This window comes from Mycobacterium sp. 1164966.3 (assembly GCF_001665395.1).
GTDB lineage: Bacteria > Actinomycetota > Actinomycetes > Mycobacteriales > Mycobacteriaceae > Mycobacterium.
Genome location: NZ_LZSG01000023.1, coordinates 1 through 26800, shown reverse-complemented (window position 1 = coordinate 26800; position 26800 = coordinate 1). Strand labels below are relative to the sequence as shown.

The following is a 26800-nucleotide window of genomic DNA, read 5'->3' as shown; positions in this document are numbered from 1 at the left end:
GCGGATGCAAGTCCCGCGACACACCACTCGTCTGCCTCTCACGTGCCGAGCCATAGCAAGACCTGCCACACGAGTCACGGCCGAGAGACGAGTGTCGTTTTGTCCGCATCGTAGCGACAGCCAGGATCGAATTGCCCTGCGGTGCTGCATTTCTCAAGCCGCGCTAGTTGTCGCTACGAGCCGGGCAAAAAGACACACGATCAAAATCTTGTGACTCGTGGGGCCAACGATGAACGCTCGACTAGCGCCTCACGCCCACGCATCCCAGCTGATCATGCTCCGCAACGGTCCGGCGAAAACCGGCCGCACTGCACCAGATTGCCAACGCTCCTGGACCAGTGGGGCCAGGACAGCGGTGGTCGCAAGGGGATCGTCGTCGAGGTAGACGACCGTGATGTATTGCGGCTCGGCTCGCCAACCCCTCGATGCGGCGTTCCATTCGTTCGTCGACCCGAATGTCCACGCACCGGCCGTGCCAGGCACTGCGAGCAGCGCCGGATAGTGTTCGGCGTGTAGCCATCGCAACCATTGGGTCGGGCGGTCTCCGACAGATTCCTCGACGACCAGCAGCACCCCGCGATGCGGCCGAAACGGCACCACCTCAGCGGAAATCAGTGCGCGCGGGGAGGATTGCCACTGCAGCAGCCGCAGGCCAGCCACTTGCAGAGATGCTCGCCTGACGGGAAAGCGACCTTTTTCGCGCAGCGCACGCCCGAGGGTGACGAAGTCGTCGAAGGTCTTCTCCACCGGGTCGCTGACGAGATAGTGAACGGCGTTGCCGACATCGCCCAGTTGTCCATCGGCGGCCAACCGATGGCCGCGATAGCTGCCGTCGGCGATCCAACGCAGGCCGTACACGATGCCCGGCAGCTGGTATTGCTCCGGCATGTGGTCCAGCAAGTGCCAACGCAAATAGTCCTCGTCAGCGGGCGCCGGCGGAGTAAGGCTGAAAATGCCTGCCCTGACGCGGTTCATACGCGGTTCAGCTCGGCGAGTGCCTGCAGATTCTCCAGATAATGCTGCAGGGAGGTGTGCGTGAACAGGGCGCTGATGATCGTGACGCCGTGAGCGGCGGACTCGCCCATGACGTCGCGGGTCCGCTCCGGCTGGTTGATCGGATCCAGCGGCGCTAGGGGTAACAGCACGACCTCGAATCCGGGACGAAGTTCAAAGCGGTTCAACCAATCTCGCACCTCGTCGAGAGTCACGTTGAAAGGTGCCCAACCATCGGCCAGCGTCACGGCCCGTCGCAACGATCGCAACGTTCGTCCGCCGACCCAGATGGGAACCCGCTCCTGGACGGCGCAGGGGTCGACGACCATACCGCTGAACGCATAGAACTCGCCGTGGTAGGCGGGTTCCGGGGCCGACAGCGAGGCCCGAAGCGCCCTGACGGCGTCGTCGCCGCGTGTCCCGCGGTCGTCGAACTGAGCACCCAGGAGGTCGAACTCTTCTTTGAGGCTACCGACGCCGACGCCAAGGATGAGCCTGCCGTTGCTAATCTTGTCTAAAGTGCCGTAGCGCTTGGCGATCTCGAGCGGATGATGATAACCCAGCACCAACACGTTGGTGGCCAACCGGATCCGCCGAGTGCGCGCAGCCAGGTAGCCAAACGTGGCCAGCGGGTCCCAGTAGCGGGTTCCGCGACGCTTGTGTTCGGCTGCGGGCAGCGCAATGTGCTCGCTACAGGTCAAGTGGTGATACCCGAGGTGGTCTGCGGCCGCGGCGATCTGCGCCACGTCCTCGATTGACGCGTTCTTTTCCCAATCGGCACTGAATCCCGGCGGCATGGTCAGCACGGGCGTGGAAATCGACAGTTTCACGGCGGGGCTCACGGAAAGTTCACGATCGCGTTCAGCAGTGGCAATTGTTTCGCCCGCGGCTGAGGCGCCGGCAATCGATCAGGTCCGAAAAACGAACCGCTGAGGTAGTTGTCGGCGTCCCAGATCGACGCGCTGCTGACTTGGCCCTGATAATCGAAGTTGTCCAGCACGTAGGGAACTGCGTCGGCGTCGAGTATCGACGGGCCGTTCATCAGCTGGAAGTGTAGGTGCGGCGCATTGGCGTTACCGGTGTTGCCCAGTTTCGCGATCTGTTGGCCCTTCTTAACCTTGTCGCCGGCCTTCACCAGCAATGAGCCTTTGATGACGTGGGCGTACATGGCATAGACGCCGCCACCGAGATCCATGATGATGTGATTGCCGTCGATGTTCTCCACCGTTAACTTCTTGACCAGCACGGGATCTGAGGCCGGCAGGATTCCCGGTACATTGGCCTCCATATCGTCCAGCGTCGAGGTCACGGTACCGTCGGCCACCGCGTACACCGGAGACCCATATGCGACGTAGCTCTCATTCTTGGTCTTGTCGCCGGTGTAGAAATTACCCTGATCGTCGGTACGTAGCCAATCGATCGCAAACCGCTGGCTGTTGTTTAATTTCATGTTGGCCGGAGTGATGGCGTCGCGATGCGCCCAACCGGGATCGCAGCATCCGTTCAATGCGACCCAGTTAGAACCTCGCAGTGGTGAATTGATCACCCGCGGCGTTCCGGCCGAGATGTCGAACGGATTGCCGAGCGCATCCATGGGAACGGGATCTGTTGCCGACGGACTGGTCGCACCGGTGCCGTGCAAACGAAGCATCACGGCTTTCGGGAACTTCGCCAGTGCGTCGAATGCGAAGTCGAGAAGCAGGGCGCGCGCTGTTTGTGGGGCGATGGTGACATCGCCGGCGGGTGCAGCGGGGAGCAGTCTCAGCCGGTTGCAGTCACCATAGTTGCATCCGGGTTGCACCAATTGCTTCCCGGAGAACGACACCAGCACCTTGGTGGGGTTCTGACCGTCGACCACGTCGACGGCATCGAGGCTGGCCGCCACGTTTGTGGCATTGGTGAGCTGCACGTCGAAGGCCAAGTGGTACTTGCCGTCGGTGCCGGGGAAGGGGAACGTCGGCTGGCTGATCGGCTGGACGGTTAACGGGGTGAACGCATCGGGTACTTTCACGCCTGCGAGCGTGTCTCGGGCGTGCGTCGTCGTCGGGCGCGACGTGCATGCCGCGACCGTGAGCGCCAATGCGACGACGACCGACACCGCCCGGTAGCTCGTCATGGCGCTATAACCTCGAAATCCCCTGGGCGCCAAGCTCCGTCGAATGCGGCCTGTTCTGGCTCGTAGATCCGAAAATAGACGAACCAGCCCTTGCCGGGAATGGTCTGAATCCATCGGTCTACTTCGCCGCCCGGCGGTTTCGGGCCGAAATACAGTCGTGCCGTGTCGCCTCTCAGATCGGAGAGCTCGAATAACGAGCGCAACGCGGCCTTGTTCTGGGGGGCCCGGATCTGGGAACGGGTATCGAGGTCGTAGACGGTGACCGACCAAAATAGCTTACCTGGCACTGGAAGTGGAACGGTCAGCTGGTAGTGAAGCCCACCGTTCAGCGGCGTGCCGGCAGCATCCCGAAGTCCCAGCCAATACAGCGAGCCGGCGCGGCTATCGCGGCGGAACATGGCCGGCGAAGCACCGATGGCCTGATAGAACCACTTCTCGCGGGCACACAAATCAAGGTGGGAGACGGTGTTGAAGTTTCCGTCCGCATAACGCAGCGCCGCCCATTCCCACTGCCGGTCATCCCACACCCGACAGTCGGGACTGCGGTCGGCGAAAGACTGGACTCGCATTTGGGCGTTGGCGGCCTCTGCGGCCGATTCGAGCAGGCTTTTCATCCGGTCATCGGGCTCGAACGGTTTGCCCTTCTCGATCCCGAGCGCGGCGAGTTCGCCGTAATGCGTGTGGTATCCGGGGAAAACCGGCTCTGCGTCGATTGTTTCGTGCAGTGCTTCCCAGAACTTCAGGTTGGTCTCCCATTGCAACGGCGTGGTGTCCTGGAACTTTCCGGTCAGATCAAGCCACTGCGGTTTCGGCCATTCGATGTCGCGGTCGAGCGGATACACCTTGATGGTGGTGAGGCGCTTCCTGGCTGCTGCGATGCTGCCGCCGACCGGCAGCGAACGTGCTCCGACGATCTGGCGGTTGGTGCTGGCCCGATGCACGTAGTACCCGGCGTCGGGAACCGAACCGCTGTAGCCCGGCCCAAGGAGCAGGTGTTTACCGCCATTGCCGCCATCCGGCCCGGGCAGACCCATGTCTGCGACCCAACGCTGGTTGATGTCCATCGCTACGACGATGAGCGGTCCGGGTGGCAACTCGACGACCAGCGGGCCCACGCTCAGATCGAGTAACAAGGGTCCGTATGGGGTGTCCGAATTCGCTGTGTAGACCAGCTGTTCGGGCCCGCAATCGAGGATGCCGAACACCTTGTTGGGGACCAGCCCGGCAGCCTCGTTGCCCTTGACGATGGCTGCGCCGGAGACGGTGGGGTAGAAGAACTTGTAAGCGGTGACCGCGCGGGTGAGGTCGGCGTCGTCGTAGAACTGCTGTGCTGTCGGGCTGCTCGCGTGCTTCACTATCCCTGGCCTGGTTTGCGTGACGACGAAAATCGCTAGACAAAGAGATGATAACGAGCCTTGGCAGTCATCAACGGTAGAACGGCAGGCGCGGTGCGGCGGGCGTCGGAACCGGGAAAGCGCACGCTGGTGTTGTCCGCCTTTCCGGCGGAAGCCGACGCGGTGCTGTCGCACACCGCGCTCGACCCCGATCCGGTGGTGGTCGCCGATCGCCGGCACTTCTACCTCGGCACGATGGGCGGCAAAAAGGTGATCGTGGCGATGACCGGCATCGGTCTGGTAAACGCAACCCAGACCACCGCAACCGCGTTCAACTGCTTCACCTCCGGCATAACAATTGGCGCAGTAATCTTTTCGGGCGTGGCCGGCGGCGGGACGCGCCTCAAGATCGGAGATGTGGCCATCCCCGCACAGTGGACTTCGGACGACGGCGCAACATTTCATCCGGTCGATCCGGGCATGCTGGCGACAGCCCAAAAGCTTTCTGTCGCACTGGAAAGCATGAACACCCTGAGGCTGTGCAAGAACGCACCGGTCGTCCGGCTGAATAACCTCGGGCGCGTACCGCAACTGGTGGTCGGCGGCGACGGCATCAGCTCGGACAACAACAACGGCCAGGCGTTCCCGTGCATCCCCAACGGCGGCGACGTTTTCGGCTGTCAACCGTGCAGCGTGCCCGATCGCTCGCTTCTCTACACCGGCAACTTCTTTCAGGCTGTCGGGCCCTGGCTGAAGAACGCCTTGGTCAGCAATCTCAACATCGCGACTCTGAACCCGATCTACGACGCGATGGACAACGAGACGGCGGCGGCGCAGGCAGTCGCCGACGCGCACGGCGTTCCCTTCCTTGGTATTCGCGGGATTTCGGACGGCAACGGCGATCCGCTGCGCTTGCCGCCCTTTCCGGTCTCGTTCTTCTTCTACAAGCAGATCGCGGCGGACAACGCCGCGAGGGCGACTGCGGCATTTATGCAGAGTTGGAAGGGTATGTGAATGAACAGGATTCGAGTGGCGCACATAGGTACGGGTTACACCGGAAGTCTCGGACTACGGGCGGTGCTACGGTCGCCTCGTCTGCAGTTGGTCGGTCACCTCGTGCACAACCCCGAGAAGGGGGGCCGGGACTCCGGAGAGCTGGTCGGAGAACCCGCCGTCGGTGTCACAACGTCCGATGACTTCGACGACTTCGTAGCGCTCGATGCCGATTGCGTGACCTACTTTGCCACGGTTTCCGGCCGTGCCGGCGACGAAGTCGTCGATCAGCTGTGCGCGCTGCTGGAGAGCGGAAAGAACGTCGTGACACCGGCTTACCTTCCGCTGTTCCATCCGCCTTCCCTCGACGATCCGGCACGCCAGAAGCTGCAAGCGGCGTGCCGGACGGGCGGGACATCGCTATTCGCGGCAGGCATCGCGCCTGGCTTCGCGAGCGACATTCTTGCCGTGCATGCGGCCAGCATGAGTGCATTGCCCACGAAAGTCTCTGTTCAAGAACGCATTCCCTGCGGAAGCTATCGAGTACCGGGCTTCTTCGCGATGATGGGATTCGGGCGCACCCCTGAAGAAGATGCAGCGCTGCACCCAGCGGGCGCAATGATTGGCCACCTGGGCCCAGCATTGCGACTACTGGCCCAAGGGCTCGGGTTGACGCTCGATGAGATTCGCGAACATCGCGACATTGCGCTTGCCGACCGGCAATACGCCTTCGAGGCCGGAGAGATTCCGCCGGGCACCGTCGCCAGTGTGCGGATGCGATTCGACGGCATCGTCGATGGCCAGCCGCGGGTGCAGTTCTCGGCGGTCTGGTCGATGCCCGACGAGCCGATCGAAGACTGGGAGCCCGCTATCGCGGCAGGCAGCGCGACTCGCCGGCTCACTCGAATCACCGTCGACGGCGATCCGCCGGTTCAGGTCGACTTCGCCCTGAACGGCGGAGAATTGCCCGGCTCATCGGCCACCGCTGCGCGAGTGGTGAATGCCATTCCGGCAGTGTGTGCGGCGAAGCCCGGAATCCTCAGCGCGCTAGATCTCGTCGTGCCCGCGCATGCTGGAGCGATCTAGGCGGTCTGCTGGTTTTCGCCCTGCCGGACATGCAGCGTTGCCAGCATGCCGTCGGCCGCGCGCTGCCAGGTGAACATCTCGGCCCGGGCGCGCGCAGCACCGCGACGGTGAAGCTCTGGGCGGCTGACGATTTCGCGGACGGCATGTGCGATGGCCGCAGGGTGGTTGTCTGCCGAGGCGCCGCTGTCGGCGGTGATGATCTCGGTCAGCGCCGACGTCCGCGACACCACGGCCGGTGTCCCGCATGCCAGCGATTCCAATGCTGCCAAGCCGAATGTTTCATGCGGACCGGGCGCCAGCGTGACATCGGCCGATGCCAGTAGCGCTGCCACGGCGTATCTGCTGGAAACAAAACCTGTGAAGTGGACGGGCAGCCCAGCAGCCTGCCGCTGGAGCCTGGGTCGCAACGGGCCTTCGCCCATTACGACAAGTCGCGCGTCGACCCCGGTGTCGCGCAATGCGGCGAGCGTGTCGATGCTGCGGTCAACGCGCTTTTCCACCGACAGTCGGCCGCAGTGGACGAGCAGCATTTGTTTCGGTGTGGCCAATGTTTGCCGCAGCACGGCGGAGCGCCGGCGCGGGTGAAAGGTTTGCAGGTCCACGCCGAGCGGGACAGTGGCGACATTTGTCACACTGATGCGGTCGAACTCCTCACGCGCGAAACCTGTGGTGCACACCACGGTGTCGTAGTCGGCCGCGGTGCGCGCGTTGGCGATGTCGGCGCATTTTCGGGTGACCCGATGCGGAAGTGCCTGACCCACAAGGCGATCCAGACGTTCGTGAGAGATCATCACCGTCGTCACGCCGTGCTCGCGGCCCCACTGGCCCAACGATCGCAACGTGAGCCGGTCCGAGACCTCCAACGCGTCGGGCCGCAACACCTCCAGCAACGCCTTCACCGGTCCCGGCATTACCGCGCGATAGCCTCCCGTGAACGGAATCAGCTTGGCGGGCAGCGTGATTCGCATGACTCCGGTGGATAGCCGACTGCGCTCTGCGTGCGGTCCAGGGACGATCAGAAACACCTCGTGTCCCGCAGCGCTGTATTCGTCGCCCAGGCGGTCGACCGCGGTACGAAGGCCGCCGGAGCGAGGGCCATAAAAGTTGGCGACCTGAACGACACGCATACCGTGAGGACATCCGGTGCTCGTGTGCAGTCAACTATGTTGAGCCGACTCGTGCTTGAACAGTCCGTGAATTCCGACCATTCGGCACCGCCAGGTGGTGCCGAGCAGACGCAAAATCGCCTAAATCCGAGGCGATTTGGGGGATTTTGCGTCTGCTCGGCACTATTAAGGACCGCCGTCGCTGAGCAGCTGCACTTCCTCGAGATCCATCTCTGCCTGCAATTCCCGCAGCACGATGTCGTCGATGAGATTCTGGTTGCGCAGGGCCGTGACGGCCTGTCGCTGATGATCGAGCACCTGAAGGCGCAACCGGCGAACCTTTTCCTTCTTCAGGAGCAGATCGTTGGGCGCTGAGTCCTCGCCTCCGTTCGACCTGACCACGGCGGCACGTTGCTCGTATTCCTTTTCCAGGCGATTGAACAATTCCGGGCTTACCTTCAGTTGCTGAGCGGCATTCGGCAGGGCTTCCAGCCCGACTTCGGCGATGCGCTCGCGCGCCATTTGCAGTTCCTGAACGTGGGCATCGTCTTCGGGCATCCGGGCCCAGCGAACGATGAGAGGCAGGGTGCTTCCCTGGACAAGCACGGTCACCAGGATGACGACGGTGACCACGAAGATAAGCAGGCTGCGGTCGGGGAATGGAGCACCGCTGAGTGTCGTCAACGGGACGGCGAGGGCCGCGGCGAGCGACACGGCGCCTCGGAATCCCGCCCAGGAGGTAACCGTGCGCTGACGCCAATCGACGCGGCGCGCGCGTTGCACATCGCGGCGATCGAAGGTGCGAAACAGCGCCGTGGTGGCTTCCACCCAAAGGATCCGGGACACGATGACCACACCAGTCACGGCGAAAGCGATGTAGAGCGCGTGGCGAAGGCCGCCGTGAACGTCGTTGATGTGGCGCACCGCCCCCGGAATCTGGACTCCGACGAATACCCACAACGAGCCATTGAGCATGAATGTGGTGATGTCCCAGAATGCGAACGACTCCAGGCGCGAGCGAGCGCGGATGATCTTCGGCCCGAAGTAGGTGAGCATCAATCCGGACACCAGGACGGCGACGACACCGCTGCAGTGCAGTGATTGCGCGAGCAGAAAGGCCGCGAACGGTGTCCACAGGCTCAGGGCTCCCTCTTCGAGCGGGGCGTCCATCCTGCGGCGCAGCAGCGTCACCGATGCGCCCACCAACAACCCGGCTGCGATGCCACCGAAGTAGGAGCCGACGAAGCGGCCGACCAGGTCAAGCGGGCTGATCGCGGCCCCACCGATGGCGACCTCCACGGTCACGGCGAACAGCACCAGCGCGGTGCCGTCGTTTATGAGGCTCTCGGCGCGCAGCACGGTAAGGGCTCGGCGGGGCAGCTTTTTGGCCAGACCGGCCACCGCTGCGGCGTCGGTGGGGGAGAGCACGGCACCCAAAACCGCCGCCGCGTGCGATTCCATGCCGAGCGATCGCGCCGTCCACGACACCGCGAACGCGGTGGCGATCACGAGACCGACGCTGAGGAAAATGATCACGCGTTGATTGGCCCGCATCTCGCGGAGGCTGGTGTTCATGCTTTCCCAGTAGAGGATCGCCGGCAGGAACAGCAGCAGCACGATCTCTCCATTGATATGGATATTGCCGAACGCCGGGATCAGGCCCAACAAACCGCCCAGCACAATGAGCAGCACCGGCGGGCCCACCCGGTAACGCCGACCCCAGATCGTTCCGGCGATGACTGTGGCAACAAGTGCAACGATGACGACTAGCGCAAACACGCGCCCATCCTGTCATCACCGATGCGGGGGCCCGGCGACGGAGCAGCGGTTTACGAGCAGTCGCAGCAGTCGCCGCAGTCGCAGCAGCAGTCGCAACCGTCGCAGCAGCAGATGCAGGTGCCGTCGCCGCCGCGGCCACGCTTCTGCGGCACCTGGCCCGGCGCTTCGCCTCCTTCGGTGCCGTCCTGCCCGTAGGGGTAGCCGGCGCCGGCGGGCTGGTTGCCGAGGTTGATGCCTTCCTGCTCGCCGCGCGGTGTCCCGTCACGTGCGACGGTGTACCCGGCCCCGCTGAAGGTGCGCGAGACCGCTCGTCGAATCTCCCGGGTCAGCAACCGGCGAGCGAGCCGGCCGTCGGTGAATTCCACGTCGTCCAAAGCTAATTCGATGCCCAGCACCGCGTCGTCGCACATGGTGCGGACCTCCGAGAACGGAGTTTCGGTGGCGGCCAACGGGTTCCACTTACCGCGCGCCACGTCGTCGCGATAGTCCTCAACTGCATCAAGCAGATGCGCCACCCGACCGAAGAGCTGACCGATCTCACGCAAGGGCGCCTCGTTAGCCGGGCGGCCGGCCAGCACGGCGGTGTGCGCGAATGCCGCGGCGACGGCGGTCTCGGTGGGTTCGGTGACGGCCAGCAGCGAGCTGCCCGGAACGGCGGCCGCCTCGAGCTCGGCCTGCCGGTCCATCGCGGCGACGAGTACGCCGGTGTCGAATCCCAAAGTGTGTCCGGCGTCGCTGCCTTGCCGCACCCACCGCTCGGCGACGCGGCGCGCCGCGGGGCGCACCCCGATCGCTCCGGCCATGCCGTCGCGGTCGTCGACGTGATCGCGCACCTTTGCCGCGGCCAGCGCCAGCGACACCACCGCCGCCAACCGCACGCAGTCACCGGTCGCCACGTCTGCACGCCGCATACCGCGCAACGGGCAAGGCCCGGCGGTACGCCTCATCGGTCCAGCGACCGACTGGGCTTCGACCAACAGCGAGACGACCAAGCCGTCGTAGTTGGTGGCGATCCGCGCAACCTGACCGTAGTCGTCGCGCAGCGCGAGGCACAGTCCACACAATTGGGCTCGCCACGCGGCGGCCAGCTCGCCACCGAGCCGATGACGGCAGGGCCGGATGATGCCAAACACGAGTAGAAGCTACCGGACGGTTTGCCGGCGCGCGCCCGGAAACGCCGCGTTGACCGGCTACCCGAGTCGATTTATCGTTTTCGGCGGGTGCTGACCTCTCATGAAGACCCAGGTGCTGCTCGTGCTCGCCGTGCTTGTCGCCGCGGCGGTGTTGGCCTGCTCGGGTAAGCCCGGAAGGCAGGCGGGGACCACTACCGTCGAGGTCCCCATCGACGACGTCCTTCAGCACAGCGTCATCGGCCGCGACGTCGCGGTGGCGGTCGGTGACACGCTCAAGGTGACGTTGGGCTCGAATCACACCACGCCGTACCGGTGGACCCCCGATGCGAAGATCGCCGACGCTACCATCCTGCGGCAGACCGGTCACGAGTATCTGCGGCCGAAGTCTGACCTGATGGGAGCACCGGGCACTGAAGTGTGGATCTTCGACGTGTTGAGGGCGGGCACTACCACCATCGTGACCGACTACACCGGCATCGTCGGAAGCGATCCGGCGCCGTTGTGCACCTTCACCGCACGGGTGACGGTCCGACGATGATCGCTTCGGGCCAGTGGAGTGCGGTGAATAGCGTTAACGGCCAAGCAATTTCGATGTAGCTGGCTATCTACCGTCCCTACACGTCCGGAATTGTCTGGCTGACGTATGTCTCCCAGGTGGCGATCTGACCAGCCTCGAGCAGAACCGCCTGCATCTCGGGGTCGCCCATCAGCGCCTGCTGGATCTGCCCGTACCGCGACCAATCCTCTGCGGTGGACAGCACGCCAATGGTGTTGGTCGCCGGGCCACCGATCATGGTTGCCATCACGGTGACGTTTTCAGCGCCGTGTTTGCGGGCGAGGTCGCACGCCTTCTTTAGTTGCTTCTGCACCTCGTCCCACTGGACGCCCGGGTTCGGGTGAAGCGTTACGAACGAGACGATGGTCATGGCGGGCCTCCTTGCTGACTTGTGGCTGATTTGCCACAAAGCAAGCCAACACCCGAATTTTCTGCACGGCAAGTGCCAAATTAATTGCCCGTCTCTGCGCGACGGATCTGAGGCACCCGGAGCAGCCTAGGCCGTCATCTCGTCGGCTTTACAGTGAAGGCAATACTCGTCGTTCTTTCGCTGGGTTTCGTGTATCTCGTGGCATTCGGGACATTGTTGAATGTATTTGTGATTCAGATTCCCGTCGAATGCCATTAGTCTCTGTTTGTGTCTGAATCTGTTTACTGAGTTATTACTTCTGTTAGATAACATTTTTGGATGAACAATCTTTCCGGGGCAGGCTTTGAAGGCCCTGCGGACTGCCTGCGCTTTGCGCCTATCAAATCACTGTTCCCCTGAAGTCGCTGATCAAACCCCATGCGCGCGAGTTCGACTGACAGGCACCGAGGTGGCGTGGCTGATCAGGCCGATTGCCCCGCCGAGGATCGGCCAGATCGGCCAGAAGTACCAGGCGCCGGCTGTCAGAGCGACTGCGGTCCAGACGGTGAGCACGATGACGACCATGGCGAAGTAGGCGGCGAGGTGCATGCGGACCCCGCGGCGAGCCGCGGTCATCCGCGCGGCGCGACGGCGCGGATCGGCGCGACGAATGCGGTCCAGCGGCAGATCGGCGACGAGTTGTTGTAGCTCCCGGGTGGTCTCCGTCTGGAAGGCCGCTTGCAGCCGTTCCTCGTACTCATCCATCCGCAGATAGCCCTGGGCCAGAGCTTGGCCCAGGCGGGTCGCCGTCCTCTGCCTATCGCTGTCGCCTGCGCGAGCGGTCACCGTTGCGTCGCTGAGTCGATTACTCATTTCTGCTCCTCGTAGACTCGCGTACTCAATGTGAATAGCCTTAACATAGTCCAGAATGTTAATCTCGTCAACATGGTGAGCAGGGGAACGTCAGGCTCGCGTCGTGATAGCTACCACCACGGCGACCTCAAGCGCGCGCTGACCGGCGCGGCGCTTTCCTTGGTGGCCGAGAAGGGGCCGAAGGGCTTCACGCTGACCGAGGCGGCGCGGCGTGCCGGAGTCAGCGCCGCCGCGCCATACCGGCACTTCGCCGACAAGGCCGAGTTGCTGGCTACCGTCGCGCAACAGGGATTCCTCGAGCTGCACGCCGAGTTGAGCGCGGCTGCCAAGGCCACATCCGAGCCGAAGGCCCGGGTGATCGAACTCGGCCGCGCCTATGTGCGCTGGGCCGTTAGCCATCCGGATCACTACGTGGTCATGTTCGGCGCCGAGGTCATCAAGGCGGACCACCCGATCCTCGCCGTTGCGGCGAAGCAGGCGTTCGACGATCTGCTGGACGCGATAACCAAGTGCCAGGAGGTTGGCGTCGTCGCGGGGGACGATCCGCGTGACATCGCCGGTCCGCTGTGGTCGTTGGTGCACGGCGTCGCCTCGCTTGTTATCGGTGGCGAGTTGCGCTCCGTCGAAATTCATCAGGAGCCAGAGGACATGGTTGCGCGCAGCGCGGCAGCCCTGCTTCGCTGAAATTACCAGTGGTCCGTGGTGCACGGGTGTCGACGGTAAGTCGGACAATTCCTTGCTTGCGCGAAATAACTATTCTTCGGGCTTTTGGGACAATGGTCGTTCGCATTTATCTCAATTGCCACATCCGTCACTGGCCTGAAACCGGGTAGCAGATTAGTCCGCCTTGGCAGCGACAATTCTTCTGACCCGACGAAAACGGCTTGTCACTCACCGGGCGGGCAGGTCATCAGCTGGACGAGGCGCGGCCTTAACCCGCCGCGAAGAGAACGTCAGGGTTGAGGATGCCCGCTGGGTCGAAGCTGCGCTTGATGCGGCGCATCAGATCGATTTTCACCGGGTCCTCCAACTCGAGGAAGTAGGATGTTTTAGCGCAGCCCAGGCCGTGTTCGCCGGAGATTGCACCGCCCAATTCCATTGCCAGCGCGAAGATATCGGTCATCAGCTTCTTTCGTGCATCTGCGTCCTTGCAGAAGATGCCCAGGTGCACGTTGCCGTCGCCGGCGTGCCCACAGCCGATCACCGCAGCGCCCGAAGCCGAAGCCAAACCGCGCGCGGTGGCAAGGAATTTCGGCATCGACGCACGCGGCACGACGGTGTCGATGATGTCGTCGGCGCCCGCCGCCTTGGCCGTCCAGAACGCCTTCTCGCGCGCCTCGATCAGCTTGCGCGCCGAGCCTCCTTCGAGCACGTATGCGTCCAGCGCGCCCAGCTCGGCGAGTAGCTCACCGACCCGCTCGACATCCTCTTCCAGTCGCTGCGCGGTGCGGTTCTCAAGGGCCACAACGAGATACGCTTGGCAGCTTTCGCGGATCTGGTCCGGAATGCCGAGTTCCAGGTTTTGCGAGTAGACGAGAGCGGCCATCGTCATGTTGTCGATGTACTCGAGGATGTAGGGCACCAGGCCGCTGGCAAGCACCTGCGGCACCGCTTCCATGACTTGGTCGAAGTCCGCGAACGGGGCGAGCACGCTGGCGCTGTGATCCAGCCGCGGATGCAGTTTGACAATCACCTCGGTGGCCAAAGCTAGCGTTCCTTCCGAGCCGACAATCAACTGAGTCAGGTCGTAGCCGGTGGACACCTTGGCGATCCGGCCGCCGGTGCGGATGATCTCGCCGGTCGGCAGGACCGCCTGCAGCCCGAGCACATTGTGGCGGGCCACGCCGTACTTGACCGCACGCATGCCGCCCGCGTTGGTTCCGACGTTGCCGCCGACGCTGGAGGACAGCTCGCCGGGGTGAACCATGTACCGCAGCCCAGTGTCGGCGGTCGCGGCGTCCAGGTCGGTCAGAGTGACGCCAGGCTGGACCACGGCGACCTGGTTGGTGGTGTCGACCTCTAGGACGGCGCTCATCCGTTCGAAGGAAATCACCAGGCCGTTGGGTCGTGGGCGGGCCGCGCCGGACAGGCCGCTGCCGGATCCGCGGGCTGTCACCGGAATACGGTGCTCGGTAGCGGTTTTCAGCAGTTGCGCCACTTCTTCCGCGGTGGCGGGTTTGGCGACGTAGGCAGGCTTCCGTGGCGGCTTGCTCAACTCCTCGTCGTGCGCATAGTCGTCGGAGATCGCGTCGCCGGTCAGCACGTTGTGCGTGCCGACGATGTCGGCGAACCGTGCCGTGATGTCGCTCATTGAAGGCCTCTTCTTCTTACGTTTGCCTGCACAGCTTATTGCGGCTGTCTCAGCGGGTTCTCAGCTGCGCGGAGGATGCCAATCGTCGGGCACGCAGACCGCGACAAGGTGGCCGGAATGGCTTCGTTGGCGGTATTGACGATCTTGGTCGGGCGGCGCTCTTGGCAGATGGTGCGGGGCTTGCGTAGAACATAGGTAATGCGTCACGGCTGAACTGGAGAAGACATGAGAAACGACGGCCATACCGATGTCGACAAATGGGATCGCGACCTGACCAAGCACGTCGTCACGCTGACTCGGCCGATCGTCAAGCACTATTTCCGTTCCGAGATGCGGGGCTTAAACAACATTCCCTCAGGTGCATGCCTGGTGGTTTCGAACCGTTCTGGCGGGCCAGTCTCGGTTGACCTGTTGGCGTTCGCCGTCGGCTATTACGACAGGTTCGGCTATGATCGCCCGCTTTACGCTCTGGGCTTCGACACGTTGTTCGCCGAGTTCGCCCCCGAATTCTTCAACCGCACCGGGATTATCCGAGCGACGCGCGAAACCGCCGCTCAGGCGCTGGCCGCCGGTGCAGTCGTCTTGGTCTCCCTGGGTGGCGACTTCGACGTTTACCAGCCGAGCGGGCAGGAAGCCGTCTTCAACGGTGACGGAAGTGGTTACGTCACCACGGCGATCGAGGCAAATGTGCCGATCGTGCCCGCGATCTCGATCGGCGGGCGGCAAGAGCAGATCTTGTTGACCAGCGGCAGGCGCATATCGCGTCGACTTCGGCTGAGCAATCTGTTTCCAGCGAAGATCATGTCGGTGAGCGTCGGTTTCCCATTTGCGTTCAGCATGGTCGCGCCGGCCAGCGTGCTGCCCACCAAGGTCGTCACCGAAGTGCTGCCGCAGATCGACGTTGTCGCCGAATTCGGTCCCGTTCCTGATGTCAACGACGTCGATGCTCACGTACGCCAAAAGATGCGGGAGGGTCTCGACAATCTGGCCGTCTAATGTGCTTCGGCGAGACGTGGTTGACCGCTGCGGCCGTCACATATGGCTATAGATTGGTCGAGGGCCGTTGCGTGCTAACCGTTTTCACGAGCAGCGGGCTACTCGGAACCGCGGGCGACGGGTCGGCTCGGGTCCGAACTCCACTCAGACCACGACCCCGGAAACAGTGCGGCCTCGTAGCCGAGTACGGCGAGTGCGGCGACGGTGATTGTCGCGGTGACGCCCGAACCGCAATAAGCGCCGATGCGCTCGCCGTGCTCGGCAAACCGACGGTGCAGTGCTGCGTCGTCGAGAAAGGTTCCGTCACTTGCCAATACGGAGCCGCTGGGAACGTTTCGGGCGCCCGGGATGTGACCGGCGATCGGGTCGACGGGCTCGACCTCGCCGCGGAAGCGTTCGGGTGATCGCGCATCGAGCAAGGTCACGTCTGTGGTGCATTGCTGTGCCGTTAGCGTGGGTAGCGCTCCGGCGTACAAATCGCTATGCGGCACAGTCACATTCCCTGGCTCAGGAGTGACCGGGCCGGTTTCGAGACTGCCTCCGGCCGCGCGCCATGATCCGAGGCCGCCGTCCAGAATGCGGACATTCTGTAAACCGGCCGCGGTCAGCACCCACCATGCTCGCGCGGAACCCGCGCGGTTCCAGTCGTCATACACGACGACCGGCAGGTTCTGCCGTACTCCCCATCGCCGTGCTGCGGCTTGCACATTGGGTCCCGACGGCAGCGGATGACGGCCGCGCCCGGTGATGGTGTGGTCACTGAGTTCGTCCTCGAGTGAGACGTACACCGCGCCCGGGATGTGGCCGTCGAGATAGGCCGAGCGCCCGTCTGGCTCGTCGAGGCGCCAGCGCACGTCCAGGACGGTCACCGGATCGCCCGACTGGATGAGGCCGGCCAACTCTGCCGCGGTGATGAGCACCTGCGAGCGTAACGGCACCGATTACCTCCTTTAGGTGTTCCAACGAGCCTATCCATAGCGGGCAGGGTGACTTGCGATATGGCGCGTATACCGCTGCTGTCGAAAACGTTCGGGCAGAACGTGATCGTCGTTGACGCGAGAGTATTGGCAGTAGCGCTCGGCGACGATGGACCAGATGGCCGACGCGCCCGGGACGGTTGACCGACGAAGCGCTCGTCGCTCCCGAGCTCGTCGACCTCGAGCTAGTGTCGGCCTGGCGACGCCATGTTTCCGCAGTTGCCAGATTGAGGTCATCGGCATCGGTCCGTAATTACCCTCAACAAGCCTGGTTGTCAGCAACGCAGCGCCGTATCGTTTGTCCCAGCAAATAATCCGGCCGGAGGTGACGGCGATGAGTACGGACACGCAAGCTCCAGAAACATCGGTTGGAACAGAAGCCCCCCGCGAAGTCGTGGTGAAATGCCCTGCCACCGGACAGCGCGTCGGAAGCGTCCCGATCGCGACGGCGGCTGAGGTCGAGGCCGCCGCCGCACGGCTGCGGGAAGCGCAGCCGGCCTGGCAGCGATTGGGATTCGAGGGTCGCGCCAGATGGTTGGGCAAATGGCGCGACTGGCTGTTGGACCATGCCGACGATTTGAGCACCCTGGTGCAACTCGAGGTGGGTAAGTCCTGGGGGGATACCTCCGCCGAGCTGCTGTTGGGGACGCAGGTCACCAACTATTGGATCGACAATGCCGCGAAGTTCTTGGCCGACGATCCGGTGCGTCCGTGGGGCGCTGCCAACGCGGCAAAGAAGCTGACCGTCGTGTACCAGCCGTACCAACTTGTCGGCGTCATCACCCCGTGGAATGGCCCGTTGGCAGCGCCGCTGCTGGATATCCCCGCGGCGCTGATGGCCGGGTGCGCCGTGCTGTCCAAGCCGTCGGAGATCGCGCCGTTGGCGTGGCAGGCCGCGGTCGATGGCTGGAAAGAGATTGGTGCCCCCGACATCCTCGACGTCGTCAATGGCTTCGGGGAAACCGGTGCCACCTTGGTCGATGTCGTGGACTACATCATGTTCACCGGCTCGGTCAACACCGGGCGGCGCATCGCCACCGCGGCCGCTCAGCGCCTGATCCCATACAGCTTGGAGCTCGGCGGCAAGGACGCCATGATCGTCTGCGCCGACGCCGATATCGACCGAGCCGTCGATGGCGCGACGTGGGGCGCGTTCAGCCTCACCGGCCAAGCCTGCATATCGGTGGAGCGCCTGTACGTCGAAGAGCCCGTTTACGACGAGTTCGTGCAGAAGCTGGTGGCCAAGACCTCGCAGCTGCGGCTGGGGATGGACACCAAACACGACTATTCCTGCGAAATCGGTTCCATGGCGACCGAGCAGCAGCGGGCCATCGTCACGCGTCACGTCGAGGACGCGGTGAGCAAAGGCGCCAAGGTGCTCACGGGCGGTGAGGCGCGTGAAGACGGCCTGTTCTACGAGCCGACGGTGCTCGTCGACGTCGACCACGGCATGGACTGCATGCGGGAGGAGACATTCGGGCCCACGTTGCCGGTGATGAAGGTGCGCGACGCCGCCGAGGCGATCGAGAAGGCCAACGACTCCAGGCTGGGGTTGGCCGGCAGTGTCTGGACGCGTGACAAGGCCAAGGGGATGGCGTTGGCGCGTCAAATGAACACCGGAACGGTGACCATCAACAACGTGATGATGGGCATCTTCCAGTTCGGCGTGCCGTTCGGGGGCTGGAAGGACTCGGGCATCGGTTCCCGTTCCGGAGGCGCCGAGGGCATCCGGAAGTATTGCCGCACGAAAAGCATTGTGGCCGAACGGGTCACCACGAAGAAAGAAGCTATGTGGTACCCCTACAGCCGCAGGAAGGGCAAGATCTTGGAGGCGGCCGGCAGGTTCATGTCAGCTCGGGACTGGCGGCGTCGGCTGGGGCGCTGACGTAACCTCGCGCGTTAGGCGACCGCTCGATCCGGGAATCCCAGAGCGGTCCAACGCAGCGAAAGGATCGTCACATGTTCAGGCCGCATCGCGGCTCACGTCTTGGTACCCGGTTCGGGCCTTACGAACTGCAATCCTTGCTCGGCGCAGGCGTAATGGGCGAGGTGTACCGCGCCTACGACACGACCAAGAATCGGACCGTCGCCGTCAAGCTGCTGCGACCTGAATTCGCTGCGGACCTGTCGTTTCAGGAACGCTTTGCGCGAGAGTACAGAATGGCGGCGCGACTGCAGAACCCGCACGTCATCCCGCTGCACGACTTCGGCCTGATCGACGGGGTGCCGTTCATCGATATGCGCCTGGTCGACGGCGGCAACCTGCGGGAGTTGTTGCGGGAGCGTGGTGCGCTCGATCCCCGGCAGGCGGCCTCGGTCACGGCGCAAGTGGCGGCGGCGCTGGATGCCGCGCATGCCGAGGGGCTGGTGCACGGCGGCGTCCAGCCGGAAAACGTGCTGCTCACCGGTGATGGGTTCGCGTATCTCAGCGATTTCGGCATTGCTCAAGCCGACGGTTCCTACATGGCGCCCGAACGGTTCAGCGGCGGCGAGATCGGGCCGCAGAGCGACATCTACTCCTTGGCGTGCATGCTCTACGAGTGCCTGACCGGTGATCCGCCGTTCGAGGGCGCGGACGTCCGGGAGCTGGCTGATGCGCACACGCACTCGCCGGCGCCGCGGCCAAGCATCATGCGACGTGGAATCCCGAAAGCGATCGACGACGTCGTCGCGATAGGTATGGCCAAACAACCCGCGGAGAGATTCTCGTCGGCCCGCGAACTGGCCGATGCTGCGACGGCGGCGGCGTCGGGGGACCGGGTGGTGGTCTCGCCGTCGCCGCCGAGCACGAGGCCGTTCGCGGTGAGTTACCCAAACCCGGAGGACACGGGCAGCAGCCCGTACCCGCCGTTGCCCGTGGCTGCTCGCGCCTGGCGTCCGGCCCGTGCGCCGCTCGTCCTAGGCGGGGTGGCGGTGGTGATGTTGATCGTCGCGGCGGGTCTGGCGGTGATCCTGGCTCTTGGCGGTGGCCGCAATAATCGGTCGCCGCAGACTCCGACGGCCGCACCTCCGGCGATGTCGAGCGCGCCGACCACGACAAAGACGACAATGCCGTCGCTGTCACGGCCGGTGCAGGGTGCCGACGGGCTGGGCTTCGTCGGCCATTCCGCCCGCTGCGACGTGGGCAACCCGCCGGCCGCGGTAGTGCGAACCGCCAAGTCACTTGCGGTGGTGTGTCAACGCGGGCCCGACAGCTTCTACTACCGCGGCGAGCGCATCCGTGATGGCGCCAATATCGAACTCCCCAACGCGATTCGAGCAGCAGGCGGATTCGACGTGACCAATCCGGCCGATGGCACCCGCTACGAGGTGGGTCCCAAGCGGCTGCGGATCATCAGCAACGGTCACGTCGATTCGTCGGAGCGGGTGCTGCAATACGCGACGGCGACCTGACCATTCATCACGCGTCGAACGTTTGGCCCTCAGGCTGCCTGGTTACTCGGCCCTAAGTGGAAACCCAGCACAAACGCGATTACTGCGGCCATGGCATCGGGGTCGTCGGCGATGGTCGGTACGAACTGCGCGGCGTGCTGGGGCGCAATGCGATGTCGGAAGTGCGTGACGGCTGGGATTTGAAAATGAGCCGACCCGTCGCGATCAAGTTGCTCTATTCGGGCGTCGATGATCCGCTGCTGTTGGAGACGCACGTGGCCGCGCAGCCAACGGGTCGGCACGTCGTGGTTGTCCACGACCTCGGCCAGCACAACGGTTTGCCGTTCATCGTGATGGAGCGCCTGCCAGGAGTGTCACTGGCCGACTGCATGGCCCGCGGGCCGCTGGCCCCGGAATTCGTCGAGGTCGTCCTCGAGGACGTTTTGGACGCTCTTGCCGAAGCGCACAGCGTCGGGGTCCTGCATCGCGACATCAAGCCGGCCAACATCTTGCTGACGACGCGCGGGGAAGCGAAGCTCGCCGATTTCCGGGTCGAAAAGATGTTGGACGCCGCGTATTTCACGGCCGAAGGGATGGCTTCCAAGGCAGCGACGGAGGTCGACGATCTCTATGCCGTCGGCGTGGTGGGCTATGAGGCACTGACCGGGCGTCGGCCGTCGGTCCAGGCGCCGGGCATGCTGGCCCTGCTGCGGCCGGATGTGCCGCCGGGCCTCGCCGCTGTGATCGAACAAGCGATTGCGTGCGAGCCTGAGCGGCGGTTCTACCAGGCCGACGAGATGCGAGCCGCGTTAATCGGCGGTTGACGCGGCGGCGGCGTCAGCCGTGGCGGCCAGCGCCGCTTCGAGTGGCATGCTTCTACCATGGCGGCCGTCCCCCAAACCGTCTATGCGCGAGACGGCGATACTCATCTGGCGTATCAGGTCGTCGCTGACCGCGGGCCAGATCTCCTCTTCGTCCCGACCTCAACGTTCCCGATCGACTTGCTGTGGGACGAGCCCACGGTCGCCCGGCATCTGCGTCGGCTGTCGTCGTTCAGCCGTCTGATCATGACCGACCTGCTGGGGATGGGAAGCTCCGATGCTGTGCCGATCCACGATCGGCCGGCGATGCAGGCGTGGACGGATGGGCTCGTCGCGGTGCTCGATGCCGTCGGGAGCAAAAGTGCTTCGGTCTTCGCGATGGGGGAGTCGGCGCTGCCCGCCATGCTGTTGGCAGCAACGCATCCCCAGCGGGTGCGATCGCTGGTGCTCTGGAGCCCCTACCCGTGCTTCGTCCGGACCCCCGACTATCCGCATGGAATGCCCGAGCCGACCGTCAGCCGGTATATCGCTGGCTTCGGCGACACGGTCGGGACCGGTGCTGTTGCGGACAACTTGGCGCCCAGTTGGGCCGGCGACGACGGGAAGCGGCGATGGTGGGCCCGCGGCGAGCGCTTGGCCGGCGGCCCCCGGTACTTCAAAGCCGTCTTCGAGCTTTTCCTGCGCACCGACGTCCGGCCTGCGCTCGATAGCATCCAGGCGCCGACGCTGCTGCTGCGCCGACGCGGCGACCGTCATGTGGCCGGCGGCCATGCCCAATACCTCGCCGAACGCATCGCGCATGCGCGATTGGTGGAATTCGACGGGGATGACCACGTGTGGTTTGCCGGCGACTCCGACCGAGTGCTCGACGAGATCGAGTCGTTCGTCACCGGTGCGCGTGCTGCCGCCACGACCAACCGCGTGCTGTCGACGGTCTTGTTCACCGACATCGTCGGATCGACCGAACGCGCCGCGGCGCTCGGTGATGAGGCCTGGACGGGCGCCCTCGACGCGCACAACGAGGTGGTGGCCAGACATGTGGGCAGCGCGCGGGGCGAGGTCGTCAAGTTCACCGGCGACGGCGCACTTGCGACGTTCGACGGGCCCGCGCGGGCGATCAACTGCGCGTGCGCGATTCGCGACGCCGTGCACGATCTCGGCCTCGACATTCGCGCCGGCCTGCATACCGGCGAGGTGGAAATGATGGATCACGACGTGCACGGGATCGCGGTCCATATCGCCGCGCGGATCATGGCGCTCGCGGGGCCCGGAGAGGTGCTGGTGTCGGGCGTGGTCCCGCCGCTGGTCCTCGGATCGCGGATCGCCTTCGACGACCGCGGCAGCCACGTTTTGAAAGGTGTGCACGATCCGTGGCCGGTCCTGGCCGTGGTCGAGACGCGCAATTAACAGTGACGTTTCCGTTTTGCGGTGTGTGGCTACCCCGGTCCTACTGGCATGCGATTGTTTTGCGTGAGCAGATTTCCGATAGGCGGGACCGACACGGAACTCCAACGGACTCGGAATGACCCCGGCCGGGATGCTAACGGAGTGCTCATCCCGCCGGGCGGGGTTATTGGCGGGGGGCGCTACGAACTGCGTGGCCTCCTCGGACGCGGCGGGATGGCCGAGGTGCGCGACGCGTGGGACCTGAAACTAAGCCGGTCCGTCGCGGTCAAAGTGCTCTATCCCGAGGCGGACGCCCGGCCAGACGCTCGACGGCGGTTTGAGGCGGAGGCGCGTGCGGCCGCGCAGCTCATCGGACGCCACGTCGTGATAGTCCACGACGTCGGCGAGCATCACGGGACGCCGTTCATCGTCATGGAGCGACTACCGGGAGTGTCGCTGGCCGACCACATCGCGCGAGGGCCGCTACCGCCCGCGTTCGTCCAAGCCGTCCTCGATGGGGTCCTGGACGCGCTCACCGAGGCGCACAGCGTCGGCATCCTGCACCGCGATATCAAGCCGGGCAACATCTTGTTCACCGCGACGGGCGAACCGAAGCTAGCCGACTTCGGCATCGCCAAAACATCCGAGACCGCCTACACGAGGGCTGGTGAAATTGTCGGCACCATGGCCTACCTGAGTCCCGACCGGCTGAGTTCCAAGCCGGCGACCGTGGCCGACGACCTCTATTCCGTCGGAGTGGTGGGTTACGAGGCACTCACCGGGCGGCGGCCGTTCCCGCAGAAGGAGCTGGTGCCGCTGGCGCACGCGATCCTGCACGAGACGCCGCCGCCCCTTGCTGTGCTGCGCCCCGATCTGCCCGAAGCCCTTATTAGTGCGATCGAACGAGCCATGGCGCGCGAGCCGGCGCACCGGTTCGACGACGCCAACGCGATGCGCGCCGCGCTAGGCAGCACCAGCCCCGTCCCGATTCCGGTCCGTCCCGCCACTCGGGTAATGGAGGTGCCGCCGCCGGCCGTGCTGACCAACGTGCCCACGGGCGAGCTGCCTGGGGGTAGCCCGCGCCGACGCGCACTCTGGGCGGCCGCGGCAATCGCCGCATTCCTCCTGGCGCTAATTTTGTTCGTGGTTGACCCGCCGTTTTCGGCGCCGCCGCCGCCAACGCCGGCCAACACCACCACACGGTTACCGTCGGCGACGGCCACCACCGTCACCACGACACCGAGCAGCATTGTGCTGCAGCCGAACCCGCCGGCCCACCCGGGCCCGGGCAAAAAGCACAAGGGCGGGCAAGGCGGCGATTGAGCGCAGTCGTCTAACCGCGCTTAGCTGCGAAGGTTATCGGTAGCTTGCCCAGGCCGGTCATGCTCGGGTTGCCCAGGTATTGGTGGACGTGTTGCACGTCGACTTGATAATCCGGGATGCGGTCGAGGACCGCCTTGACCATCACCTCGGACATCAGGCGCGCCAGGTGGGATCCGATGCAGCGGTGCGGTCCGAGCCCAAATGCGAGGTGGCGGTTGGGTAGTCGGTCGAGAATGATCTCGTCGGGTTTTTCGAACTCGTTCTCGTCGTGGTTGGCGGCGAGCCAGCTGATGACGACTTTGTCGTTCTTCCGGAGGTGTTGGCCGTTAATTTCGACGTCTTTGGTGACCGTGCGGCTCAGGGTTTGGTTGACCGAGAAGTAGCGTAGGAACTCGTCGGTGGCTGTGCGGTAGAGCTCGGGTTTTTGGATGAGCTGCTTGCGCAGATCCGGGTGGGTGCCCAGGTGCAGCAAGGTCAACGCGGTGTGCGACGTCGTGGTGTCGACGCCGCCGCCGATGAGGTTCCAAACGATGTTGAGCAGCTGCTCGTCGGTGAGGCGGTGGCCGTCGTACTCCCACTGGAGGAGGAAGCTGGTCAAATCGTCTTTGGGCTGGGCTTTTCTGGTGGCCGCGAAGTCGAGGACGCCTTGCATCATTTTCGGGACTTGCGCGATGGCTTCGATGTACTCGGGGCTGTCTTGGGGAACGGCCATGACGGAGTGAAAGAGGTTGGCATACAGCTGCCAGTCGTCGTCGGGCAGGCCCATCAACTTCATGGTCAGGATGGCCGGGACCGGGCTGGCGTAGTCGAGGACGAGGTCCATGTGTCCGGTTTCGATTTTCTTGTCGAGGAAGTGGTGTGCCTGTTCTTCCATGAACGGTTTGAGGGCTTGCACGGCGCCGGGCGAGAAGAACGGGGCCAGCGCGTGTCTGAGGGCCAGGTGGTACGGGCCGTCGATTTCGCCGATGCCCAGGGCCGGTTGGCCTGCGGGTCGTGGGACGCCCATCTCGCCTTGGTAGTCAATTCCGTCGTCGGCGTTGGGTTCGTATTTGTGGGCGAAGGTGTCGCCGTCTCTGGCGGCTTGACTGACGGCTGCGTAGCTGGTGAGGAACCAGAAACCGCCGTAGTTCTCGTTCCACGCGACGGGGCACTTTTGTCTGAGTTCGGCGTTTCTGGCGAGTTCGTTGAGGTTGTAGTCGTCGGAGTGGTGGTCAAAGTTGACGACGACGTCAGCGCTGACATCGGGACGGGTTGTCATCTGGAAAATCCTCCACCGCAACGAGCGCTTTGCTATTTGAACTATCTTTGCACTATTGCGCTCATGGGTTCTGGCGAGAAAGGCCGCGATGAGTAGTCACCGGACGACCTTCAACCATGTCGGATTGTGTGTCTCCGATCGCCAGCGGTCACGGCGGTTCTACGAGCGCGTGCTCGGATTTCAGTTCTGGTGGGAGCTCGATCCGCCCGACAGCCCCACCGCTCAGCTTGTGCAGCTTCCTGAGCCCCTCGGGGTTCATGCGACCTACCTGGTGCGCGACGCCTGTGTGCTCGAACTAATGGACTACTCGAAGCGCCAGGTTCACACCGGGTCGGAGCGCACCATGGATCAGGTTGGGTTGACGCATATTTCGGTTTCGGTGTCCGATCTTGCCGACGCATTAAAAACGGTCGAGGAGTTCGGGGGAGCGGTGGTCGAGGGAACGGTGACGGAGGCGATGGCGATGATCCGCGATCCAGACGGGCAGCTGCTCGAATTGCTTTCGGACGGGTGGTTATCAGCGTTGCCGCCTCGGCCGTAGTCAATTTTTGTGATTCAGTTAAGACGATTTGCGACACGCCCACTTGAGCTTCGCCACGCCACCATCTCATGTCCTCCACTTTCCGCGGTGGCTAGCGGCGGCTCTGCTGATGGCTCTCATGCGCTACCTCCGCCCGGTCACCTAATCAGCTCTCCACCAACATCCAGTTCTACATCGACAGCGCAGTGAAGGTGTCCAAGCGCGAAGCCACTGACAGCAACGCCCACCGGTGGCGACGGTGAGCACGATAACGATCGCAGACTTCATCGCGCTCCGGCACGAGTACGTACGGGCGCAAAAGGATCGGTGCCCGCGGGTGTGACGCGTCAACGGGCATCGACGCCGCCTAGGTCGCCGATCGGCTCAGGGTTTGACGCTCGACGCGGCTCGGACGACGTCCCACCAGGTGACGACAATTGGCGCCCCGTCACGGACCTTCGATGTTAGAAGCTCGAGGTCGATCGAGGCGGCCCACGTGGGCAGATGTTCGACGAACTCGAGGTCGGCAACGAAGTACATATCACCGCCAGGGCTGGGGTATCCAGTGGCCGACAAATCGCCTGCTGTCGCTGGCCGCCAGCGCGCGACCTTTGCAGCGCGGACCACATGGAGGGAGCCGTTCCGGCGCTCGTACAAGAGAAGAAGCTCGGCACCGAGCTCTCGCCCGCCGATTTCGACGGCGCCAACCCGGTCTCCCGCACGAATGTTGTACTGCCGCAACCGTTCTATCCAGCGCAGGTGCTCAACATTACGGACGAAACCAAGAAGCACATCCGTATCCGCAGGAGGTTCATCCAAAAAGTCCGTTGTCAGTGATGACGTCAGGGTGGGATCACCAGGTCGATGCACGGTCGCGGTCCAGAAGCGATGCCGCTCGTCGCGCGTGACCTGACTAGCGACATGTGTGAGCACATCGCTCAAGAATTGGTCGAGGGCCGCCGATGACGACGGCAGGCCGTCGTTATTCGGTCTGAGGGGGAAGGCTCCGAGACCAGGCAAGACTTCTTTGAAGCCCGGATGTCGTCGAATGTCCTTGATCTCTGAACCGGGATACAGCACGTACGCTCCCGCCGTTCGCGAGATCGCGTCTCGGTATGCGTGCATCTTGAGCAGGTCGTCGCGCTTAGCACCCCCGAAGGTCGTCGATTCGTCGAGCAACTCATCCGAAGCTTGAGCTGCTGTTAGCTGCGCGAGGAGATTTTCTGCTCGGTACTTTGCATCAAAGTGAAGCCAGACCTCGAGCTCCTGCGTGGAGACGCGTGAAGGCGTGCTGCCTACCGGTCGAATGCGCACCGAACAGTCAGGACGCATTGCTTGGCTCCATGAGCCACGTCGGTCGTCTGCTCCCGCAAAGGTTCGATTAAAGAAGACCTCGACGAGAAGTGGGGGGGCCGCGCGGGGGGCCGCCCCCGCCCACAGGCGGGGGGGGCGGGGCGGCGGGGGGGGGGGGGGGGGGGGTTTGCCAACGGGCGCGGGCGGCGCCGAGGGAGGGGGCGG

The 26800-nt window shown here is 64.1% G+C and carries 24 protein-coding genes; 11 read left to right on the top strand and 13 right to left on the bottom strand.

Translation table 11 applies throughout. From position 1 onward, the window contains the following. Positions 1-249: 249 nt before the first annotated feature. Genes A9W99_RS08170 through A9W99_RS08155 form a run of 4 tightly spaced genes read right to left on the bottom strand, consistent with a single transcriptional unit; the run spans position 250 to position 4464 of the window. Entirely contained in the window at positions 250-975 is a 726-nt protein-coding gene (locus tag A9W99_RS08170) for a hypothetical protein (protein WP_067375623.1), read from the bottom strand. Then, the gene (locus tag A9W99_RS08165) at positions 972-1835 is read right to left on the bottom strand and encodes an LLM class F420-dependent oxidoreductase (RefSeq protein WP_253869676.1); all 864 of its coding nucleotides are present in this window, start codon (positions 1833-1835) and stop codon (positions 972-974) included. Before A9W99_RS08165 ends, A9W99_RS08170 begins: the two co-directional genes overlap by 4 nt. Then, positions 1832-3109 carry a M23 family metallopeptidase gene (locus tag A9W99_RS08160; protein ID WP_067375621.1) on the bottom strand — a complete coding sequence of 426 codons (1278 nt, stop codon included), beginning with the start codon at positions 3107-3109 and terminating at the stop codon, positions 1832-1834. Before A9W99_RS08160 ends, A9W99_RS08165 begins: the two co-directional genes overlap by 4 nt. Beyond that, positions 3106-4464, bottom strand: a complete 1359-nt coding sequence (locus A9W99_RS08155; protein WP_216639718.1) for a DUF1254 domain-containing protein — start codon at positions 4462-4464, stop codon at positions 3106-3108. Before A9W99_RS08155 ends, A9W99_RS08160 begins: the two co-directional genes overlap by 4 nt. A 93-nt stretch (positions 4465-4557) precedes the next feature. On the opposite strand from A9W99_RS08155, the gene A9W99_RS08150 reads away from it, so the two are divergent. Both A9W99_RS08150 and A9W99_RS08140 read left to right on the top strand, forming a co-directional pair. Then, on the top strand, positions 4558-5457 hold the full coding sequence (locus A9W99_RS08150; RefSeq protein ID WP_082929909.1) for a hypothetical protein: 900 nt from the start codon (positions 4558-4560) through the stop codon (positions 5455-5457). Then, complete coding sequence (locus A9W99_RS08140; RefSeq protein WP_156623013.1) at positions 5458-6522, top strand: hypothetical protein; 1065 nt, start codon at positions 5458-5460, stop codon at positions 6520-6522. On the opposite strand, the gene A9W99_RS08135 is transcribed toward A9W99_RS08140, so the two are convergent. The 3 genes from A9W99_RS08135 to A9W99_RS08125 form a co-directional block, all read right to left on the bottom strand. Next, positions 6519-7649 carry a glycosyltransferase gene (locus A9W99_RS08135; protein WP_067375617.1) on the bottom strand — a complete coding sequence of 377 codons (1131 nt, stop codon included), beginning with the start codon at positions 7647-7649 and terminating at the stop codon, positions 6519-6521. The genes A9W99_RS08140 and A9W99_RS08135 overlap by 4 nt on opposite strands. 165 nt (positions 7650-7814) lie before the next feature. Then, positions 7815-9407, bottom strand: coding sequence for a Na+/H+ antiporter (locus A9W99_RS08130; RefSeq protein WP_067375615.1), 1593 nt, complete (start codon positions 9405-9407; stop codon positions 7815-7817). Between the two features lie 50 nt (positions 9408-9457). Continuing rightward, positions 9458-10540: a DUF5685 family protein gene (locus A9W99_RS08125; RefSeq protein WP_067375613.1), complete on the bottom strand. Its 1083-nt coding sequence runs from the start codon at positions 10538-10540 to the stop codon at positions 9458-9460. A gap of 100 nt (positions 10541-10640) precedes the next feature. On the opposite strand from A9W99_RS08125, the gene A9W99_RS08120 reads away from it, so the two are divergent. Continuing rightward, positions 10641-11078: a protease inhibitor I42 family protein gene (locus A9W99_RS08120; RefSeq protein WP_067375611.1), complete on the top strand. Its 438-nt coding sequence runs from the start codon at positions 10641-10643 to the stop codon at positions 11076-11078. A 76-nt stretch (positions 11079-11154) separates the two neighbouring features. Here A9W99_RS08120 and A9W99_RS08115 read toward each other — a convergent pair whose 3' ends face one another. Together A9W99_RS08115 and A9W99_RS08110 are read right to left on the bottom strand one after the other, a co-directional pair. Beyond that, positions 11155-11466 (bottom strand): hypothetical protein, encoded by a 312-nt coding sequence (locus A9W99_RS08115; protein WP_067375609.1) that lies wholly within the window; start codon positions 11464-11466, stop codon positions 11155-11157. A gap of 408 nt (positions 11467-11874) precedes the next feature. Continuing rightward, entirely contained in the window at positions 11875-12318 is a 444-nt protein-coding gene (locus A9W99_RS08110; RefSeq protein ID WP_067375607.1) for a DUF1707 domain-containing protein, read from the bottom strand. Positions 12319-12390: 72 nt separating this feature from the next. Here A9W99_RS08110 and A9W99_RS08105 point away from each other — a divergent pair, with 72 nt between their 5' ends. Further along, positions 12391-13002, top strand: coding sequence for a TetR/AcrR family transcriptional regulator (locus A9W99_RS08105; RefSeq protein ID WP_067375605.1), 612 nt, complete (start codon positions 12391-12393; stop codon positions 13000-13002). 247 nt (positions 13003-13249) lie between these two features. On the opposite strand, the gene A9W99_RS08100 is transcribed toward A9W99_RS08105, so the two are convergent. Next, on the bottom strand, positions 13250-14629 hold the full coding sequence (locus tag A9W99_RS08100) for an FAD-binding oxidoreductase (protein WP_067375603.1): 1380 nt from the start codon (positions 14627-14629) through the stop codon (positions 13250-13252). Between the two features lie 225 nt (positions 14630-14854). Here A9W99_RS08100 and A9W99_RS08095 point away from each other — a divergent pair, with 225 nt between their 5' ends. Continuing rightward, on the top strand, positions 14855-15625 hold the full coding sequence (locus A9W99_RS08095) for a glycerol acyltransferase (RefSeq protein ID WP_067375601.1): 771 nt from the start codon (positions 14855-14857) through the stop codon (positions 15623-15625). A 98-nt stretch (positions 15626-15723) separates the two neighbouring features. Here the strand turns inward: A9W99_RS08095 and A9W99_RS08090 are convergent, their stop codons facing one another. Further along, positions 15724-16563 carry a sulfurtransferase gene (locus A9W99_RS08090; protein WP_067375599.1) on the bottom strand — a complete coding sequence of 280 codons (840 nt, stop codon included), beginning with the start codon at positions 16561-16563 and terminating at the stop codon, positions 15724-15726. 373 nt (positions 16564-16936) lie between these two features. On the opposite strand from A9W99_RS08090, the gene A9W99_RS08085 reads away from it, so the two are divergent. The 5 genes from A9W99_RS08085 to A9W99_RS08065 all read left to right on the top strand — a co-directional run bounded on the left by A9W99_RS08085 (position 16937) and on the right by A9W99_RS08065 (position 23504). After that, entirely contained in the window at positions 16937-18487 is a 1551-nt protein-coding gene (locus A9W99_RS08085) for an aldehyde dehydrogenase family protein (protein ID WP_067375597.1), read from the top strand. A gap of 74 nt (positions 18488-18561) precedes the next feature. Continuing rightward, on the top strand, positions 18562-19995 hold the full coding sequence (locus A9W99_RS08080; RefSeq protein WP_067375595.1) for a serine/threonine-protein kinase: 1434 nt from the start codon (positions 18562-18564) through the stop codon (positions 19993-19995). Positions 19996-20051: 56 nt separating this feature from the next. After that, on the top strand, positions 20052-20798 hold the full coding sequence (locus A9W99_RS08075) for a serine/threonine-protein kinase (RefSeq protein WP_067375593.1): 747 nt from the start codon (positions 20052-20054) through the stop codon (positions 20796-20798). A gap of 57 nt (positions 20799-20855) precedes the next feature. Continuing rightward, positions 20856-22202: an adenylate/guanylate cyclase domain-containing protein gene (locus tag A9W99_RS08070; protein ID WP_067375591.1), complete on the top strand. Its 1347-nt coding sequence runs from the start codon at positions 20856-20858 to the stop codon at positions 22200-22202. A gap of 141 nt (positions 22203-22343) precedes the next feature. Continuing rightward, positions 22344-23504, top strand: a complete 1161-nt coding sequence (locus tag A9W99_RS08065; RefSeq protein ID WP_253869675.1) for a serine/threonine-protein kinase — start codon at positions 22344-22346, stop codon at positions 23502-23504. Between the two features lie 10 nt (positions 23505-23514). On the opposite strand, the gene A9W99_RS08060 is transcribed toward A9W99_RS08065, so the two are convergent. Beyond that, complete coding sequence (locus A9W99_RS08060) at positions 23515-24762, bottom strand: cytochrome P450 (protein ID WP_067375589.1); 1248 nt, start codon at positions 24760-24762, stop codon at positions 23515-23517. Positions 24763-24850: 88 nt separating this feature from the next. Between A9W99_RS08060 and A9W99_RS08055 the strand changes: the two genes are divergently transcribed. Next, the gene (locus A9W99_RS08055; RefSeq protein WP_067375587.1) at positions 24851-25303 is read left to right on the top strand and encodes a VOC family protein; all 453 of its coding nucleotides are present in this window, start codon (positions 24851-24853) and stop codon (positions 25301-25303) included. A 363-nt stretch (positions 25304-25666) separates the two neighbouring features. On the opposite strand, the gene A9W99_RS08050 is transcribed toward A9W99_RS08055, so the two are convergent. After that, on the bottom strand, positions 25667-26722 hold the full coding sequence (locus A9W99_RS08050) for a nuclease domain-containing protein (RefSeq protein ID WP_082929903.1): 1056 nt from the start codon (positions 26720-26722) through the stop codon (positions 25667-25669). Positions 26723-26800 lie beyond the last annotated feature (78 nt).